This is a genomic window from Nocardioides sp. URHA0020 (genome assembly GCF_000620705.1).
Classification (GTDB): domain Bacteria; phylum Actinomycetota; class Actinomycetes; order Propionibacteriales; family Nocardioidaceae; genus Nocardioides.
This window is the reverse complement of the sequence record NZ_KK211167.1, coordinates 1-14,034: the sequence shown is the minus strand read 5'-3', so window position 1 is coordinate 14,034 and position 14,034 is coordinate 1. Positions and strand designations below refer to the sequence as shown.

The 14,034-nt window shown below is 73.4% G+C and carries 16 protein-coding genes; 10 read left to right on the top strand and 6 right to left on the bottom strand.

What is annotated here, in order from left to right; genetic code table 11:
- The first annotated feature begins 30 nt into the window (after positions 1-30).
- The 3 genes from N542_RS0108780 to N542_RS24040 all read left to right on the top strand — a co-directional run bounded on the left by N542_RS0108780 (position 31) and on the right by N542_RS24040 (position 2,198).
- Complete coding sequence (locus N542_RS0108780) at positions 31-795, top strand: crotonase/enoyl-CoA hydratase family protein (RefSeq protein ID WP_028643608.1); 765 nt, start codon at positions 31-33, stop codon at positions 793-795.
- A 235-nt stretch (positions 796-1,030) separates the two neighbouring features.
- Entirely contained in the window at positions 1,031-1,693 is a 663-nt protein-coding gene (locus N542_RS0108775; protein ID WP_028643607.1) for a PQ-loop domain-containing transporter, read from the top strand.
- Positions 1,694-1,745: 52 nt separating this feature from the next.
- Positions 1,746-2,198: a PGPGW domain-containing protein gene (locus tag N542_RS24040; RefSeq protein WP_036507153.1), complete on the top strand. Its 453-nt coding sequence runs from the start codon at positions 1,746-1,748 to the stop codon at positions 2,196-2,198.
- Here the strand turns inward: N542_RS24040 and N542_RS26550 are convergent.
- The 4 genes from N542_RS26550 to N542_RS0108750 form a co-directional block, all read right to left on the bottom strand.
- Positions 2,128-2,883: a CPBP family intramembrane glutamic endopeptidase gene (locus N542_RS26550; RefSeq protein WP_051551544.1), complete on the bottom strand. Its 756-nt coding sequence runs from the start codon at positions 2,881-2,883 to the stop codon at positions 2,128-2,130. The two genes, N542_RS24040 and N542_RS26550, sit on opposite strands and share 71 nt — an antisense overlap.
- Positions 2,884-2,918: 35 nt before the next feature.
- Entirely contained in the window at positions 2,919-4,274 is a 1,356-nt protein-coding gene (locus N542_RS0108760) for a S1C family serine protease (RefSeq protein ID WP_051551543.1), read from the bottom strand.
- Between the two features lie 67 nt (positions 4,275-4,341).
- The gene (locus N542_RS0108755) at positions 4,342-5,532 is read right to left on the bottom strand and encodes a 4-hydroxybenzoate 3-monooxygenase (protein ID WP_028643605.1); all 1,191 of its coding nucleotides are present in this window, start codon (positions 5,530-5,532) and stop codon (positions 4,342-4,344) included.
- A 97-nt stretch (positions 5,533-5,629) separates the two neighbouring features.
- Positions 5,630-6,373 carry an IclR family transcriptional regulator gene (locus N542_RS0108750; protein ID WP_028643604.1) on the bottom strand — a complete coding sequence of 248 codons (744 nt, stop codon included), beginning with the start codon at positions 6,371-6,373 and terminating at the stop codon, positions 5,630-5,632.
- A gap of 70 nt (positions 6,374-6,443) precedes the next feature.
- Here N542_RS0108750 and pcaH point away from each other — a divergent pair, with 70 nt between their 5' ends.
- The 7 genes from pcaH to N542_RS0108715 are packed head-to-tail and all read left to right on the top strand — an operon-like array spanning position 6,444 to position 12,517.
- Positions 6,444-7,253 (top strand): protocatechuate 3,4-dioxygenase subunit beta, encoded by an 810-nt coding sequence (gene pcaH / locus N542_RS0108745; protein WP_028643603.1) that lies wholly within the window; start codon positions 6,444-6,446, stop codon positions 7,251-7,253.
- Complete coding sequence (locus N542_RS0108740) at positions 7,250-7,753, top strand: dioxygenase family protein (RefSeq protein WP_028643602.1); 504 nt, start codon at positions 7,250-7,252, stop codon at positions 7,751-7,753. The genes pcaH and N542_RS0108740 overlap by 4 nt, the downstream gene beginning before the upstream one ends.
- A gap of 4 nt (positions 7,754-7,757) precedes the next feature.
- Positions 7,758-8,852, top strand: coding sequence for a lyase family protein (locus tag N542_RS0108735; RefSeq protein ID WP_028643601.1), 1,095 nt, complete (start codon positions 7,758-7,760; stop codon positions 8,850-8,852).
- Positions 8,849-10,030, top strand: coding sequence for a bifunctional 3-oxoadipate enol-lactonase/4-carboxymuconolactone decarboxylase PcaDC (pcaDC, locus tag N542_RS0108730; RefSeq protein WP_231482576.1), 1,182 nt, complete (start codon positions 8,849-8,851; stop codon positions 10,028-10,030). Before N542_RS0108735 ends, pcaDC begins: the two co-directional genes overlap by 4 nt.
- On the top strand, positions 10,027-11,208 hold the full coding sequence (locus N542_RS0108725) for a thiolase family protein (RefSeq protein ID WP_028643599.1): 1,182 nt from the start codon (positions 10,027-10,029) through the stop codon (positions 11,206-11,208). The genes pcaDC and N542_RS0108725 overlap by 4 nt, the downstream gene beginning before the upstream one ends.
- Positions 11,205-11,876, top strand: a complete 672-nt coding sequence (locus N542_RS0108720; protein ID WP_028643598.1) for a 3-oxoacid CoA-transferase subunit A — start codon at positions 11,205-11,207, stop codon at positions 11,874-11,876. The genes N542_RS0108725 and N542_RS0108720 overlap by 4 nt, the downstream gene beginning before the upstream one ends.
- A complete protein-coding gene (locus N542_RS0108715) occupies positions 11,873-12,517 on the top strand; it encodes a 3-oxoacid CoA-transferase subunit B (RefSeq protein ID WP_028643597.1) in 645 nt (214 codons plus the stop codon). Before N542_RS0108720 ends, N542_RS0108715 begins: the two co-directional genes overlap by 4 nt.
- Here the strand turns inward: N542_RS0108715 and N542_RS0108710 are convergent.
- Positions 12,504-13,229 carry a DUF4184 family protein gene (locus N542_RS0108710; protein ID WP_028643596.1) on the bottom strand — a complete coding sequence of 242 codons (726 nt, stop codon included), beginning with the start codon at positions 13,227-13,229 and terminating at the stop codon, positions 12,504-12,506. The two genes, N542_RS0108715 and N542_RS0108710, sit on opposite strands and share 14 nt — an antisense overlap.
- Before the next feature lie 9 nt (positions 13,230-13,238).
- A partial coding sequence (locus N542_RS24030) for an HNH endonuclease signature motif containing protein (RefSeq protein WP_155992936.1) occupies positions 13,239-14,034 on the bottom strand: 796 nt, incomplete at its 5' end.

Sequence of the window (14,034 nt, the reverse complement as noted above, 5' to 3'; positions counted from 1 at the left end):
GCGTCACCCGGACGAGCGAGGAGAGCAGCCATGGCGGACGAGGTACTGGTCGAGCGGCGCGAGAGCGTCCTGGTCATCACGATCAACCGGCCCGAGGCGAGGAACGCGATCAACGGGGCGGTGGCGGCCGGTCTGGCCGCGGCGCTCGACCAGCTGGACGCGGACGACGAGCTGCGGGCCGGGGTGCTGACCGGCGCCGGCGGCACGTTCAGCGCGGGCATGGACCTCAAGGCCTTCCTGCGCGGTGAGTCGCCGACCATCGAGGGGCGCGGTCTCGGTGGCCTGACCGAGGCGCCGCCGCGCAAGCCGCTGATCGCCGCGGTCGAGGGCTGGGCCGTCGCGGGTGGCTTCGAGCTGCTGCTCGCCTGCGACCTGGTCGTCGCCGCCGAGGACGCCCACCTCGGCGTACCGGAGGTGAAGCGGGCGCTGGTGGCCGGTGGTGGGGCCGCGATGTTGCTGCCGCAGCGGATCCCGCAGGCGATCGCCCTGGAGCTGCTGCTGACCGGTGATCCGATCACCGCCCAGCGAGCGGCCGACCTCGGCCTGGTCAACCGGGTGACCCCCGCCGGCGGGGCGCTCGAGGGTGCCCTCGGGCTCGCCGCCGTGATCGCGGCCAACGGCCCGCTGGCCGTCGCGGTCACCAAGCAGGTCGCCCGGGCGGCTCGGGACTGGACCGCCGCCGAGGCCTGGGCCAAGCAGCTCGACATCATCCTGCCGGTCTTCGTCTCCGCCGACGCCCAGGAGGGTGCGACCGCGTTCGCCGAGAAGCGCTCGCCGCAGTACCGGGGTCACTGAGAAACGGGATATCTTCCTGTCTGGACGTCGTAGCACGGGACGATCTGTGGGTGACATCACCCTGACGCACCATGCTTTTGGTCGAATATGGTCCGTAAGAACCGTACGATGGAGCGTGTCGCCCGGCGTGCGCGCCGTCGACCGCCCTCCCTAGTCAGCCTCGACGACGGTCGTCGGGAGCCCGGTTGCCCACCGGCTCCCGGCGGCCGTCGTCTGTGTCCAGAAGAAGAAGCCCGTGAACCTCTCGCTCGCGACCGTCGTCGGCCTGGCCGGCACGCTCCTGGCGTTCGCCTACACCGTCCCCCAGATGCGCAAGCTCGCGCGCTCCGGCAGCGCCGCCGGGGTCAGCGTCGCCGCGCTCGCGAACTCGACGGTCAGTGGCATCGCTTGGACGACCTTCGGCGTCGTCGAGCACGAGGTCTGGGTGGTCCTCCCGGCACTGCTCGCCCTGCCCGGCACGGCCGGCGCGATGGTCCTCGCCTGGCGTCGCGGCGGCGACCGGGACCGCCTGTGGATGCCGCTCGTCTGGGCGGCCGCGATCGCGGTCCTGACGGCTCTGGTGCCGGTCCTCGGCTCCCGGCCGATCATCGTGGCGCTCGGCTGCTCCATCACCTTGATGGTGGGCCCCGCCGCGGTCACCGCGTGGCGCTCGCACGACGTGTCCGCGATCGCGGCCTCGGCCTGGGCGATGCTGATCGTCGATGCCGCCCTCGCGGGTGCCTACGGACTGATCGCCGACATCGACGCCAACCTGATCTACGCCCTCGTCGCGACCAGCGGCGCCGTGCTGATCCTGACCCGGCTCGCCGTGCCCCCGCACGTGCACGCCCGCCTCGTGCGGGTGCCCGACGGCATCGACCCCGACGTCGCTCGCGACGACCTGAGCCTGGCGGCCTGACCCACCGGTCCTGCGCCGCCGCCCGGTTGACCGGGTCTGGCAGGCTCGGGGCATGGCTATCTCCGGTCGCGCCGCCCTCAGGCGCATCCTGCTGGAGGTGGTCGGCTGGACGCTGGTGGTCGCCGGCATCGCCGCCCTGGTGCTGCCCGGTCCCGGGCTGCTGATGCTCTTCGCCGGCCTGGTCGTGCTGTCGCAGCAGTACGAGTGGGCCGAGCGCCGGCTGGCACCGGTCGAGCGGGTCGCCAAGCGGACCGCCGCCGAGGGGGTCGAGACGTGGCTGCGCATCGTCCTCTCGGCGCTGGGCGCACTGGCCATCCTCGCCGTCGGGGTGCTGTGGATCATCAGCCCGTCCGCTCCCGGCTGGTGGCCGGTGCGCGAGTCGTGGTGGCTGGTGGGCGGCCCCGCGACCGGGGTCACCCTGGTGCTGTCCGGGTTCATCGCCCTCGGGCTGCTGGGCTACAGCTACTGGAAGTACCGGGTGAAGGGCGACCCGGTCCCGCCGTGACGGCCAGGACCAGCCCGATGATCACCAGGCGACCGACGAGCGACAGCACGCTGCCCTCCGGGCCGTAGTCGCCTCCGCCGAGCCAGTCGGCGCCCGCCGGGTGCACCTGCAGCAGCGCCCCGCTGTAGTCGTCGGTGCCGCTGACGGTGAAGCCGAGGACGGTGCCCTGCCACCAGTTCCAGCCGAGGTGCACCCCCACGCCCAGCCAGAGGCTGCCGGTGCGGAGGAAGGCGACGCCGTACATCACGCCGCCGAGGGTGCTGCTGAGCACTGACAGTGCGGTCGTGTGCGCGGTGGTCGCGAGGTGGAAGGCGCCCACCATGGCGGCCATGACGGCGAGCGCGAGCCACGGGCGTCCGGTGAGGCGCACCAGCCCGCCGAGCATGAGGACGCGGAAGAGCAGCTCCTCGACGTACGCGGAGAGCGTGAAGACCAGCGCGCCGAGGAGGAGCACGCCGACGTGCAGCTCGACCCCGTCGACGTGCGCGACGCCGGCGACCGCCATCAGGCCGGTGGTGACCAGCATGCCGGCGGCGGCGATCGCCAGGCCGGTCGCGATGCTGCGCGCCGCACCGACGCCGCGGATGCCGGCGCCGAGCGGGTGCCCGAGCCGTCTCGCACGAACGGCGGCCGCGGTCGCCACGCAGAGCGTGACGACCACGACCGCCGCCAGGAGAGCGTCCACGGGCCGACCCTAGGGGCCACCCGGCGGAAGCCGGGTCAGTTGACCGGCGACTCTCCGAGCGTCACCTTCGCGCTGTGGGTGCCGCCGGACGCGTCGGTCCAGCTCAGCGTCACCGAGTCACCGGGCTCGCGGGTCGCGAGCGCCGACTTGAGCACGTCGTACGACGTGATGGTGGTGTCGTCGATGCCGGTGATGGTGGCACCCGCCTCGATGCCGGCCCCGGCGGCCGCGCCGCCGCTCTCGACCTGGCCGACCTGGACGCCGGACGAGGCCGACTGGGCGGCCTGCTGGCTGATGGAGACGCCCAGGTACGCCGACGGGCCGACCTGCACCTCGTCGGAGCCGTTGCCGTCCTCGATCTGCTGGACGACGCCGAGCGCGTCCTCGATCGGCACCGCGTAGCTCTGGGTCTGCCCGCCGCTGGAGGCGGCGGTGGTGATGCCGACGACCTCGCCGTCGCCGTCGAGCAGGGCGCCACCGGAGTAGCCGCCCACGACGTAGGCGTCGGTCTCGATCAGGCCGGTGAGGTGCTCGCCGGCGACGGTGCCCTCGGACTGGGTGTCGATCGACTGGTCGAGCGCGACGACCGAGCCGGTCGAGGCCGAGAGGAAGCCCTGGCCCTGCGCGTTGCCGACGGCGGTGACGGCGTCGGAGACCGCGGGGTCGTCGCTCTCGTCCAGGTCGATCGTGGCGAGCCCGCTCGCGTCGTCGAGCTGGAGCAGCGCGACGTCGGCGGTCTGGTCGTGGCCGACGACCGTGGCGTCGTAGGTGTCGCCGCTCGACGCGATGGTGACCTTGACGGAGGTCGAGCCCTCGACGACGTGGTAGTTGGTGAGGACCAGGCCGGAGGAGTCCAGGACCAGGCCGGTGCCCGCGGCCTCGCCGGCGGTCGTCGTGGTGTCGATCAGGACGACGCCCTGGGACTGGTCGGCGGTCGCGTCGGTCTGGTTGCCGGCCTGGCTGCTGGTGCTGCCGCCCTGCTGCTGGTCCTGCTGCTGGTCCTGCTGGCCCGGGCCGCCGTACCCGAACGCGCCACCGGAGCCGTCGCCGGTCTCGGGCTGGGTCTGCTGCGGGGTCTGGGGGGTCTGGGGGGTCTGGGGCGCGGCGGCGGCCGGGCTGTCGGCGACGCTGGACCCGCCGCCGTGGGCGAAGGCCCAGCTGACCGGGACCGCGACCGAGGCCGCGATGACGCCACCGGCGACGGCACCGGCGAGGGTGGAGCGCCAGCTCCAGGCGGCGCGGCGGGCTGCCTGCGGCGCGGGCTGCGCTGCGGCCTGGTGGAACGGGGCGGCGTACGGGTCCTGGTAGGGGTTGCCGTAGGGGTCGTACGCCGGGGGCTGGGGGCTGCGCTCGATCGGGCGCGTCTCGTCAAAGGATTCGTGGTCGCTCATGGTCCTCAGTCGACCCGACGATCCTGGGAGTAGGACCCGGAACTTCCTGTACGAACGCTGTGGAAGCTCAGTAGCCGATGGGCAGGCCGGCGTAGTTCTCGGCGAGCCCGGTCGCGCCGGCCTCGCTCGACGTGACCCAGCGCAGCTGCGCGAGCTGGAGCTGCTCGTCGAACGGGTCGCCGCTGGTGTGCAGCATCGTCGTCATCCACCACGAGAAGTGGGTGCACCTCCAGACCCGGCGCAGCGCGGCGTCGGAGTACGCGTCGGCGAGGCCGGGGTGGTCCTTCTGCAGCAGGGCCACCAGGGCCGGTGCCAGGAGGGCGACGTCGGCGACCGCGAGGTTGAGTCCCTTGGCGCCGGTCGGCGGCACGATGTGCGCCGCGTCGCCGGCGAGGAAGAGGCGGCCGTGCCGCATCGGCTGCTGGACGAACGAGCGCATCGGCAGCACGCTCTTGTCGGTCACCGGACCGGGCGTGAGGTGCCAGCCGTCCTGCCCGTGGCCGAGCCGGGTCGCGAGCGCGTCCCAGATCCGGTCGTCGGACCAGTCGTCGATCCGGGTGTCGTTGGGCACCTGCAGGTAGAGCCGCGACACCGTCGCCGACCGCATCGAGTGCATGGCGAACCCGTCGGGGTGCCGGGCATAGATCAGCTCGTCGGTCGACGGGGCGACATCGGCGAGGATGCCCAGCCAGGAGTAGGGATAGGTCTTCTCCCAGGTGCGCCGTACCGCCTGCGGGACGGTCTGGCGCGACGGGCCGAAGGAGCCGTCGCAGCCGACCACCACGTCGGCCTCCAGCCGCTGGGCGACCCCGGCGCGATCGGTGAAGGTCACCGAGGGCCGGTCCGTCCCCGAGCCCGAGGACGCGGTGTCGTGCAGCGCGGTCTCGCTGATCTCGTAGTGGATCTCCTGCCCGGCCGCGGTGCGAGCCGCGACCAGGTCCTTCTGCACCTCGGTCTGGCCGTAGACGAAGACCGACCGGCCGGCGAGGTCCACGAAGTCCAGGTGGTGGCGCTCGCCGGGCCACTGGAGGTAGATGCCGCGGTGCGGGTCGCCCTCGCGGTCCAGCCGGTCGCCGAGACCGACCTCGCGCAGCAGGTCGACCGTGGACTGCTCGAGGATGCCGGCGCGGATCCGCCCGGCGACGTACTCCTCCGACCGGGTCTCGAGGACGACGGACTCGATGCCGTCGGCGGCGAGGAGGTGGGAGAGGAGCAGGCCGGACGGGCCCGCGCCGATGATGGCGACCTGGGTGCGCATGGCGGCAGTCTGGTCGGGGGCGGTGGGTGGGCTCACCCCGTGCTTCCGCTGGGTGGAACCAGCGTCAACCCCGCGTCAACCCCGCGTCAACCCAGCGTCAACCCAGGGAGCGCCCGATGCCGCGGGCGGCGACCTGCATCGCGCCGACGAGCTTGGCCCGGTCCTTGAGGGTCGGCACGACGATGCCGAGGGCCGCCACGACGTCGGCTCCCCGCCGGATCGGCACCGCGATCGAGCAGGCACCGAGGCTCATCTCCTCGGTGGTGGTGGCGTAGCCGTCGCGGAGCACGCGGGCGAGCTGGCGCCGCAGCAGCCCCGGCTGGGTGATCGTGTACGGCGTGATCCGGGTCAGGCTGCCGAGCGCGGCCCGCTGCACCTCGGCGGGAGCGTGCGCGAGCAGCACCTTGCCGACGCCGGTCGAGTGCAGCGGCAGCCGGGACCCGATGCTGCTGACGACCGGGACGGACGCGTGCCCGGCGAGGCGGTCGACGTACAGCACGTCGACGCCGTCACGCACCGAGAGGTGCACGGTGGCGAGCGTGGCGCCGTACAGGTCGTGGAGGTACGGCGAGGCCAGCTCGCGCAGGCCGGTCTGCACCGGGGCGAGCAGGCCGAGGTCCCAGAGCCGCCGCCCGACGGCGTACTCGCCCGTCGAGGTGCGGGTCAGCGCCCCCCAGGCCACGAGCTCGCCGACGAGGCGGTGGGCCGTCGGCACCGGCAGCGCTGCGCGCGCCGCCAGGTCGGTCAGCGACAGCCTGCGGTGCTGCGCGTCGAACGCGCCGAGCAGGGCCAGCGCCCGCGACGTGACGGTGGCGCCGGGGGTGGAGCTGTTGCCGGCCATGGGATCGATTGTTCCACTGGCCGGAAGCCGGGCGTCGTCAGCGCGGCCGGTCCCCCCTACCGTCCTCGACGTGACCGAGCTTGCCGCCGCCGCCGCGTCGAGCGCGTCCTCCGACGCCGCCTCCACCTCCCAGGCCGAGATCAGCGCCGAGATCGACGCGATCGCGCAGGAGTACGACGCCGCGCAGGTCGTCGAGACCGACGCCCGGCTCGACTACCCGCCGTACCGCTCCAGCATCCTGCGGCACCCGACCAAGGCGCCGCACCAGGTGGACCCCGAGGGCATCGAGCTGTGGGCGCCGGTCTTCGGGCAGCGTGACGTCGACCCCCTCGAGTCCGACCTGACCATCCAGCACCGCGGCGAGCCGGTCGGCGAGCGGATGGTCGTGACGGGTCGCGTCACCGACGGCGCGGGCCGTCCGGTCCGGCACCAGCTGGTCGAGGTGTGGCAGGCCAACGCCGGCGGCCGCTACCTCCACCAGCGCGACCAGCACCCGGCCGCGATCGACCCGAACTTCACCGGCACGGGTCGCTGCCTCACCGACGGCGACGGCACCTACCGCTTCACCACGATCAGGCCCGGGCCCTACCCGTGGCGCAACCACCACAACGCGTGGCGCCCGGCGCACATCCACTTCTCGCTCTTCGGCACGGAGTTCACCCAGCGGCTGATCACCCAGATGTACTTCCCGGGCGACCCGCTGTTCGCGCTCGACCCGATCTACCAGTCGATCGTGGACCCGGCGGCGCGCGCCCGGCTGGTCGCGACGTACGACCACGACGTCACGACGCACGAGTGGGCCACCGGCTACCGGTGGGACATCGTGCTCACCGGCTCGCACCGCACGCCGACCGACGCCGACACCGAGGACGACCAGTGACGCTCGCACCCACCCCCGGCCAGACCGTCGGGCCGTTCTTCGGCTACGCGCTGCCGTACGACGGCGACAGCCACCTGGTGCCGCCCACGCGTCCGGACGCCATCCGGCTGCACGGCCGTGTGTACGACGGGGCGGGTGACCCGGTGCCCGACGCGCTGATCGAGGTGTGGCAGACCGGGCCGGACGGCGCGGTCCCGCGCGCCGCGGGCTCGCTGCACCGCGACGGCTACACGTTCACCGGCTGGGGCCGGGCGGCGACCGACCGCACCGGGCACTTCCAGTTCACGACGCTGCGTCCGGGCGGCGCGACGCCGTACTTCGCCATCACGGTGTTCGCCCGCGGCCTGCTCGACCGGCTCCTGACCCGGGCCTACCTGCCGGGTGCCGCGCCCGAGCACTGGCCGGGCGCCACCGCGCGCGCCGACGACCGGGGCTTCGTGTTCGACATCCGGCTGCAGGGCGAGGACGAGACCGTCTTCCTCGCCTACGCGCAAGACTGACCCCATGACGGACCTGTTCTGGCCGGGGGACGAGCGCGCCGGCTCGCACTTCTCCACACCGGACTTCGTGGGCGCCCTGCTCGCCGTGGAGGAGGACTGGCTCGGTCGCGAGATCTCGACGCCGGTCGACCCCGACCAGCTGGCGCTCGCCGCCGAGTCCGGTGGCAACCCGGTGATCCCGCTGGTGCGGCTGCTGCGCGAGCAGGAGCCGGACGTGCACCGCGGCCTGACCAGCCAGGACGTCGTGGACTCCGCACTCATGCGGATGGCCGCGGCCGCGGCGGTGACGCTGCGGCGCGACGTGCACGCGGTCGCCGGGCGGCTCGCCGAGCTGGCCGAGCTCCACCGCGACACCGCGATGGTGGCCCGGACGCTGACCCAGCACGCCGTGCCGACGACGTTCGGCTTCCGGGTCTCAGCCTGGCTCACGGCGGTCCTCGACGCCGACGACGACCTGGCCCGGCTGGCCTTCCCGCAGCAGCTGGGCGGAGCCGCCGGCACCCGGGCCGCACTCGTCGAGCTCGGTCGTGAGGTGCCGCTCGGCGTACCTCGCTGGCACACGACGCGGGCGCCGGTCACCCGGATCGGCGACGCGCTGGCGGGTGTCACCGACGCCTGCGCGCGGATCGCCAACGACGTCGTCGTGATGTCGCGGCCCGAGATCGGCGAGCTGGCCGAGGGCACCGGCGGCGGGTCGTCGACGATGCCCGGCAAGGCGAACCCGACCCTGTCGGTCCTGGTCCGGCGCGCGGCGCTGACCACCCCTCAGCTCGCCGCGACCCTGCACCTGGCCGCTGCGCAGCAGGTCGACGACCGGGCCGACGGCGGCTGGCACGCCGAGTGGGCGACGCTGCGCGACCTGGTGCGGCGCACGCTGGTCGCGGCCTCGCAGACCCACGACCTGGTCGCCGACCTGGTCGTGGACACCGACCGGATGGCGGCCACGCTGGCCGCGGCCGGTGACACCGTCCTCAGCGAGCAGCGCGCGATGGCGGCGGCCGCCGGCCACGAGCCCGCGACGGCCTACCTCGGCGACGCGGCCGCCCACGTCGACGCGGTCGTGGCCCGCGCCCGGCAGACCCTGGAGGAGACCCCGTGATCCCGAGCATCACCGCCGTCCGGATGACCGGAGCGCGCCACCGCGCCGAGCTCCCGCTGCTCGTCCTCGGACCCTCCCTCGGCACGTCCGCGGCCACCCTGTGGACCGCCTGCGCGGAGGGCCTGACCGACGCCTTCGACGTGCTCGCGTGGGACCTGCCGGGGCACGGGCACAACCGGTCGGTCCCGGAGGAGCCCTTCACGATGGCCGAGCTGGCGGCCGGCGTGCTCCGCGTCGTCGACGACATCCTCGAGCAGCGCGGCGACCTCGGCGGGTCCTTCTGCTACGCCGGCGACTCCGTCGGCGGCGCCGTCGGGCTGCAGCTCCTGCTGGACTCGCCCGCCCGGGTCGACGCCGCCGTGCTCCTCTGCACCGGCGCGCAGATCGGCTCGCCGGAGTCGTGGGCCGAGCGGATCGGCCAGGTCCGGGCCTCCGGCACGCCGGTGCTGGTCGGTGCCTCGGCCGAGCGCTGGTTCGGGCCCGGCTTCCTCGAGCGCGAGCCGGAGCGTGGTGCGGCCCTGCTGCACGCGCTGTCGGACGCGGTCGACGAGGGCTACGCCCAGGTCTGCGCGGCGCTCGCGTCGTACGACGTCCGCGGGCGGCTGGGCGAGATCGCGGCGCCGGTGCTCGCGATCGCCGGCAGCGCCGACGTCGCCACGCCGCCCGAGCGGCTGCGCGAGATCGTCGACGGCGTCGCGGACGGCCGGTACGTCGAGCTCCCCGGCGTCGCCCACCTGGCGCCGGCCGAGGCGCCGTCGGCGGTGGTCGGGCTGCTGCGGGAGCACCTCCTGGGCGAGAGGCCCCGGGGCGACGACTCCGCCGGGATGCTCGTGCGCCGCGAGGTGCTCGGCGACGCGCACGTCGACCGGGCGATCGCCGGCACCACCGACTTCACGCGCGACTTCCAGGAGCTGATCACCGCGTACGCCTGGGGTGAGATCTGGACCCGCCCCGGCCTGGACCGTCGCTCGCGCTCGATGATCACGCTCACCGCGCTGATCGCGCGGGGCCACCACGAGGAGCTGGCGATGCACGTGCGTGCCGCGCTCCGCAACGGGCTGGAGGTGGACGAGATCAAGGAGGTCATCCTCCAGTCCGCCGTCTACTGCGGCGTCCCGGACGCCAACACCGCCTTCCGGATCGCGTCCGGAGTGCTCGTCGAGGAAGGACTCCTATGAGCTCCGCATTCGTGTACGCCGCCGTGCGTACGCCGTTCGGTCGCTTCGGCGGCGCCCTGGCCGAGGTGCGGCCGGACGACCTGGCCGCGACGGCGATCAGCGGGGTGCTGGCGCAGGCGCCGGGCCTCGACCCGGCCGTGATCGGCGACGTGGTCTGGGGGTGTGCGAACCAGGCCGGCGAGGACAACCGCAACGTGGGCCGGATGGGGGTGCTGCTGGCCGGGTTGCCGGTCTCGGTGCCGGCCACGACCGTCAACCGGCTCTGCGGCTCGTCGTTGGATGCCGCGATCATCGGCTCGCGGACCATCGAGTCGGGTGATGCGGAGGTGGTGCTGACCGGTGGGGTGGAGTCGATGACGCGGGCGCCGTGGGTGCTGCCGAAGCCGTCACGTGCCTTCCCCGCCGGCAACGTCACGGCGGTCTCCACGACGTTGGGCTGGCGGTTGGTCAACGACCGGATGCCGGTGGAGTGGACGGTGTCGCTGGGCGAGGCCAACGAGCTGCTGGGGGAGAGGTTCTCGATCTCGCGGGAGCGCCAGGACGAGTTCGCGGCGCGCTCGCACGAGCGGGCCGACGCGGCGTGGCGTGCCGGGTTCTACGACGACCTGGTCGTGCCGGTCGACGGCGTCGAGCTGACCCGCGACGAGAGCATCCGGCCGGGGTCGACCGTGGAGAGGCTGGCCGGTCTGAAGCCGTCGTTCCGCCCCGACGGGTCCATCACCGCGGGCAACGCCTCGCCGCTGAACGACGGGGCGTCTGCCGTGCTGCTCGGGTCGGAGGGTGCCGCCGCGGCGATCGGTCGGGCGCCGATCGCTCGGATCGCCGGGCGCGGGGTCTCGGCCGTGGAGCCGCCGATGTTCGGCTACGCGCCGGTCGAGGCGGCTGAGCGGGCGCTGGCCCGGGCCGGGATCACGTGGGCGGACGTCTCGGCGGTGGAGCTCAACGAGGCGTTCGCGGTGCAGTCGCTGGCGTGCGTGGACGCATGGAAGGTCGATCCGGAGATCGTGAACGCCAAGGGCGGTGCGATCGCGATCGGCCACCCGCTCGGCGCGTCCGGCGGCCGGGTCATCGCCACGCTCGCCGCGCGCCTGGTCGAGTCCGGCGGACGCTACGGCGTCGCCGCGATCTGCATCGGGGTGGGGCAGGCACTGGCCCTCGTGCTGGAGAACGTGTCATGACGGCTGTCTTCTGCGACACCGCGGCCGAGGCGGTCGCCGGGGTCGCGGACGGGTCGACGGTGCTGGTCGGCGGGTTCGGGCTGGCCGGGATGCCGGTGCAGCTGATCGACGCGCTGATCGAGCAGGGCGCCACGGACCTGACGATCGTCTCCAACAACGCGGGCAACGGCGACACCGGCCTCGCGGCCCTGCTGGCCCAGGGCCGGGTGCGCAAGGTGATCTGCTCCTTCCCGCGCCAGGCGGACTCGTACGTGTTCGACGCTCTCTACCGCTCCGGCGCGATCGAGCTCGAGGTGGTGCCGCAGGGCAACCTCGCTGAGCGGATGCGCGCCGCGGGGGCCGGGATCGGCGCCTTCTTCTGCCCGACCGGTGTCGGCACCCCGCTGGCCCAGGGCCCCGAGGGGCCCAAGGAGACCCGTGAGATCGACGGGCGGACCTACGTCCTGGAGTACCCGATCCGCGGTGACGTCGCCCTGGTCGGCGCCTACCGCGCCGACCGGATGGGCAACCTGGTCTACCGCAAGACCGCGCGCAACTTCGGTCCGGTGATGGCGACCGCGGCGAGGACGACGGTCGTGCAGGTCACCTCGATCGTGGAGACCGGCGAGCTCGACCCCGAGGCGGTCGTGACGCCGTCGATCTACGTCGACAGGGTGGTGCAGGTGTGAGTCTGACCAAGGACGAGATGGCGGCCCGCGTCGCCCGCGACATCCCCTACGGCGCCTACGTCAACCTCGGGATCGGCCAGCCCACGCTGGTGGCCGACCACCTGGACGCCGATGCCGGGGTGGTGCTGCACACCGAGAACGGGATGCTCAACATGGGCCGCGCGGCGCGCGGTGACGAGATCGACCCCGACCTGGTCAACGCCGGCAAGATCCCCGTGATCGAGCCGCCGGGAGCGGCGTACTTCCACCAGGCCGACTCGTTCGCGATGATGCGCGGCGGTCACCTGGACGTGTGCGTCCTGGGTGCCTTCCAGGTCTCCGCGGGCGGTGACCTGGCGAACTGGCACACCGGTGCCCCCGACGCGATCCCGGCCGTCGGCGGCGCGATGGACCTCGCCATCGGCGCGAAGAGCGTCTACGTGCTGATGACCCTCTTCGCCAAGGACGGCACGCCCAAGCTCGTGCCGGAGTGCACCTACCCGCTCACCGGCGTGGGGTGCGTCTCCCGGGTCTACACCGACGTCGCCGTCTTCGAGGTCGGTGGCCGCCCGGACCACGCGGACGTCGTGGTCGTCGAGACGTTCGGGACGTCGTACGACGAGCTCGCCAGCCGGCTGGACGTGCGGCTCACCCGGGGCTAGGCCGCACGGCGCGCCAGACGACGCACACCGCGGTGGTGCTCACGACGACCGCGATGATGCCGTTCACGGCGGCGTTGAACGCCATCGCGTGGAGGCCGGGCGCGTGCGCGAGCGCGGTCACCAGTCCGGCGACGGCGCCGCTCGCGACGATCGTCGCCACAACCAACGACGCCCAGCGCGACCTCGGCGCGGGAGAGCTGATCGGCACCGACGCCCGCAGGTGGGCGACCACCGACCAGGTCACGATCGCCAGCCCGACGATGCCGGAGGCGTACTGCGCCCACTTCGCGCCCCCCAGACCGGCGTGCTCGGTGTGCAGCCAGCCGATCTGGTCGGCTCCCCAGCGGCCCGGGTGCGTGAAGGTGTCCCAGACGACGTGCGTCAGCGCGCCGAGGGCGGCCGCGACCGGCGCCAGCAGCCACAGCCGCGTCGTCCATCGCACGTGCGGCGCCAGTCGGGAGCGAACGACGTCGGGCGACAGCTCGACCAGCACGTCGCGGACCAAGCCGAACCAGAACGCGATCACCAACACCGCCAGCAGGGGGTCCACCGTGACGACGCCCACCAGGCCGTGCGTCACCTGGTAGCCCCGGCTCCACCCCAGGAAGAGCGGCACGTCGGGAACCATCGAGCCGATCGCCAGAGCGGTCATGGGCAAGCCGAGTCGGCGCAGCGGCAGCACCGCGGCGGGATGGCTCAGGGTGAACGGCACGAGCAGACTCTAGGTCCGCCGGTGGAAGGCGACTCTGCCGTGGGGATGTCGGGTCATCTCGTACGTCGGGTCGTGGGCTCGGGCGTGGTGGTGGGGGCAGAGGAGGCCGGCGTTGTGGAGGTCGGAAGGGCCGCCGTCGGTCCATCTGGTCCAGTGGTGGGCGTGGCACATCCAGGGCGGCCAGTCGCAGCCCTCGGCCACACAGCCGCCGTCGCGCAGACTGATAGCGGTGAGCTGCGCCTTGGTGAAGAACCGTCTGGCTCGGCCGACGTCGAGGACCTCGGAGTCCGCGCCGAGGACGACGGGGATGATCTTCGCGGTGCACGCCAGCCGGCGGGCTGCGGCTGGGCTGATCCGCTCGCCGGTGTCGAGGACCCCGGCCTTCTCGAGCCGGCCGAGGAGGGTGTCGAGGCTGATGGTGACCACGATCGTCGCGTCCCGCCCTCCGACCTGCGGGAGGTCTTTCGCGCTGATGTGGTCGATGAGCTCGCAGAACGCTCGGCCCATCCGCTCGGGTCCGGGTCTGCGTTCGACGCCGGGGCCGTGGGTGGCGGCGAGGTGCTTGGGTGCGGCGAGCGCGAGGAGCATCTTCTTCAGCTCGGCTGCCTGCAGGGCGGGCAACGTGAACCGTCCGTGGACCTTGCCGTGCCCGTCATCGCTCATCGTGAGCCGGCACGCTTGTGCGGCTTTGACTTCTTCTCTCTCGAGGAGGTCGGACTCGTGCTGGTCGGCGAGGTCGGGTGCGATGACCTCGAGGAGTCTGCGCCCGAGGATGGTGAGGCGCTTCGCGTCGTGCTCTTCCGCG